This window comes from Candidatus Melainabacteria bacterium RIFOXYA2_FULL_32_9 (assembly GCA_001784615.1).
Lineage (GTDB): Bacteria > Cyanobacteriota > Vampirovibrionia > Gastranaerophilales > UBA9579 > UBA9579.
Genome location: MFRQ01000165.1, coordinates 2,924 through 6,672, shown reverse-complemented (window position 1 = coordinate 6,672; position 3,749 = coordinate 2,924). Strand labels below are relative to the sequence as shown.

General features: G+C 31.5%; 3 protein-coding genes. 1 reads left to right on the top strand and 2 read right to left on the bottom strand.

The features are described from left to right. Positions 1–65: 65 nt before the first annotated feature. Positions 66–467, bottom strand: a complete 402-nt coding sequence (locus A2255_00785) for a hypothetical protein (GenBank protein OGI16797.1) — start codon at positions 465–467, stop codon at positions 66–68. A 211-nt stretch (positions 468–678) separates the two neighbouring features. Continuing rightward, positions 679–1,920, bottom strand: coding sequence for an aluminum resistance family protein (locus A2255_00780; GenBank protein OGI16796.1), 1,242 nt, complete (start codon positions 1,918–1,920; stop codon positions 679–681). Between the two features lie 194 nt (positions 1,921–2,114). Between A2255_00780 and A2255_00775 the strand changes: the two genes are divergently transcribed. Next, on the top strand, positions 2,115–2,786 hold the full coding sequence (locus A2255_00775; GenBank protein OGI16798.1) for a hypothetical protein: 672 nt from the start codon (positions 2,115–2,117) through the stop codon (positions 2,784–2,786). Positions 2,787–3,749: the final 963 nt, after the last annotated feature.

Here is a 3,749-nt window from a genome sequence, read left to right as displayed (position 1 = left end):
GATTCAACTGATATCACTAAACCCTCATCTCCTACTGCTTTTGAAAACGTATAAGTTGATAATCCTCAATATGCCTCTAGATCTAATATATAATCCCCACTCTTGATATCTAAATACTTTAAATAAATATCATTAGTCTCAATACCTTCTGGTAAGAAAGTATAATAAAAATCTATATTTTTATTTGGAATTTTATGTAAAGCAGGTTTTGAAAAATTATATTCATATAAATTATGTTTTAATATTCCTTCAACTGAGCTTGTGTAATAGTTAAATTCTCTAATAACATCAAAAGCATAAACCCTAGTATAATAAGAGAGTATAAATTTTTTATTTTTTTCTATTATGCAAACTTCATTTTTATTTATTGTAACTTGTTTAAAACCATTAATAAGTCCATATAAATTCGATACAATAAAAAATAAAAAATCGTAATTTAATATACATCTTTTTATTATCTTAATCATTTATGTAGAATATAACCAAAATTCATAATATTAAAACAGGAAAATTACTATTTTAATTATAGCTCAAGTCTCCCGATGCAACAATTTGACTATTTAATTTTCTGTAATCTGGTTTATATATAAGAGAATAAACCACAAAATCCGTGTTTATTAGCTATCAAAATCTTTCTTATATTGAATTATTGATACAATGATAATAAAGAGCTAAAAACTAAATAGGCTCGTGGATATCTAATTGTTCTAGAATTCCTTTTAAAGCCAGTTTTACATGGGCATAATTTAATCCACCCTGTAAATATGCCACGTAAGGCTCTCTTAATGGCCCGTCTGCTGAAAGCTCTATTGTTGAACCTTCTATAAAAGTTCCTCCAGCCATAACAATTTCATCATCATAACCCGGAACATCACATGGTATCGGAGTAAGGTGTGAGTTAACCGGGCTGTTAAACTGTAAAGCCTTGCAGAATTTTACTAATCTCTCAGGAGCGTCAAGCTGAATAGCCTGAATTATGTCTGTTCTAATGTCATCAGGTCTTGGAGTAGTTTTGTAACCAAGATCCATAAATACCCGCGAAGCAAGAATTGAACCTTTTAATGCTTCAAAAACAATACTTGGCGCCATAAAAAACCCTTGTAAAATCAATCTTGACTGGTTGAACATTGCTCCGCCTTTTGAGCCAATTCCAGGAGCAGTAAGACGCATTGCCGCAAGCTCTACAAGGTCTTTCCTTCCTACTATATAACCACCTGCTTCTACGATTCCACCTCCGGGATTTTTTATTAAGGATCCGGCCATTAAATCTGCTCCTACATCAGTAGGTTCATAAGCTTCAGTAAATTCGCCATAGCAATTATCAACAAAACATATACAATCGGGGTTTTTTGTTTTTACAATTTCAATAATCTCAGTCATTGTCTCGATATCAATAGGCTTTCTTAAGCTATATCCTCGAGATCTTTGAATTGTTACCATAGTTGTTTTTTCATTTATGGTATTTGCAATGGCATCAAGATCGATTTCTGTCTCGTTTTTTAATGGAATTTCCTCATAATCTACCCCATGCCCTTTTAATGAGGCTTTAATATTACCCCTTTTTCCAATAACTTCTTCAAGCGTATCATATGGAGCACCCGCAATTGAGACTAATTTATCTCCTGGTCCTAATACTCCAAAAAGTGCACAGGCTATAGCATGTGTGCCTGAGACAAACTGATTCCTGACTATAGCAGCTTCACAATTAAAAACCTGAGCATAAACCTTGTCTATTGCTTCTCTGCCAAGATCATCATGACCATAACCACTTACACTTGCAAAATGCTCTTCGCCGATTCTATTATCTTGAAAAGCTTTTAATACTTTAGCCTGATTTAAATCCCTGATAATTTCCAGTTCTTCAAAGATTTCTAACAATTTTTTTTCTGCTTTATTTATAAACAAATTAACATCAATCATAATTTTTTACCCAATCTAAAAGTCTCTTAAAACAGTTATTTAATAAGATTACTATAATTATTATTTACTTGCTTTATCTTAACCAATGTACTATATCTGTTATTAAATATAAAGGTGATCTTGGGTAAAAACTAGAAAGTTTATTTTATATAATGAGTGAAAAAGAACAGAAAAAATTTTTTACAATCCAGAATATGGGTTATTTAACTGTTATGGGAGTTCTCTTCTTAATTCTGGGCTTAATCATATCAACACAAACTAAAAAGCATATTTTAGCAGAAAGATCTTTATTGCCTGTTGAAAGACAATTAAACGGACTTGTTGCGCTTTTGAAAGAAACTCAGAGCAAGAAAGCTGAACTTGAAAAGCAAGTCACAAAGTTAAGACAGAAAGAACGAGTAATAAACAGAGAAGCACTTTCTGAAGATAGATTTAAAACTTTATATCAAATAGCAGGATTAACTACTGCTAATGGAGAAGGAATTATCATAAAATTAGAAGACCGTAATACAAAAAAAATACTAAAAAGTACAGATTTACTTGATAATGATGGTCTTATTCATAGTGATGATTTATTAAAAATAGTCAATGAGTTAAAAGCAGCCGGGGCAAAGGCCATTGCCATCAATAATCAAAGGCTTGTTACTATAAGTGAAATTTCTACAGCAGGAAATAGCATACTGGTAAATCAAGCCAGACTAAATCCTCCGTATGTAATAAGAGCAATAGGCCCAATAAAAATGATGATTTCTGCATTAAAAATGCGTGGAGGTATAGTAGAATACTTAGAAGTATTTGGTATTAAAGTTAGTATAGAGACAAAAACTAACATAAAAATACCAGCTTATAACAAGCCTCTTGCCTGACTTAAACTATTTTGCTGATCTAAAAATAATTGGTAATGGAAAATAAGAGACTGAAATGATTAAGAGAGTCATTGCGAACCTTGCAGCATAGGTATTTTCTAAAATCGATGTTGTGAAGCAATCTCAAAGCATATAATGTTAGAGATCACTTCGCAATTAAGATAAATGATAATCTTCCATATTTAATGGCTCGTGATGACTCATTACTTGAGCATTACCAAATAATCGAGCAATAAAAAATGCGTAAGTAAGGAGGTAACAAAAAATACTTACGCATAAAGTGATATTGTCATTGCGAGGAGGGCTGAAAGCCCGACGTGGCAATCCAAATTATAGCATTATTTAATGGATTGCTTCGCTTCGCTCGCAATGACAGATTTGCGTTTTAAAATACGCAATAATTTTTTGTTTGTTCCTTATTTTTTATTGCGTCCTTAATAAAAAGAGCTCTCGGATAAGTTAGTACCCCTATATCTTTTATTAACCTTAAAAGTAAACTTATTCTTGTTTAAAAGTTTATTAAATCAAGATAAATTTAAAGTTTAAGCCAAATGGGGAATTTATAACCAATTAAATAAACCCTACTATATATATAAAAACAAACTCATTGAGTGGAGAGTTTTTATTATGACAAGAATTAGTTCTGAGGAAAAGAGAAAGGAAGCAGCTAACTGGCTTAAAGGCTTAATTGGAATAATTCTTATCTTAGGAGCATTAATAATTGGGTATCTTATTTATAAAGGAACCACAGATAGTCTGGTTATTCGAGAAACCGAGCAAATTCCTCAACAATAATAATCTTAAAAATCCGTTTCTTAATTAAAGAGAGTATTCTTCAATAATAAAATTTAAAGACTAAGGAGGAGAGCAATGTTATTTAAAATGAAATCTAGAAAAAGAGGTATGCACTTAGTAAGAGGTTCTCTTATGTCAGGTGGCAGTATGGTGGCACGCAGAATTTCA

Excerpts from the sequence above, each read along its gene's own strand:
- A2255_00775 (OGI16798.1), top strand. The coding sequence starts at position 2,115 with ATGGGTTATTTAACTGTTATGGGAGTTCTCTTCTTAATTCTGGGCTTA.
- A2255_00780 (OGI16796.1), bottom strand. The coding sequence starts at position 1,920 with ATGATTGATGTTAATTTGTTTATAAATAAAGCAGAAAAAAAATTGTTA.
- A2255_00785 (OGI16797.1), bottom strand. The coding sequence starts at position 467 with ATGATTAAGATAATAAAAAGATGTATATTAAATTACGATTTTTTATTT.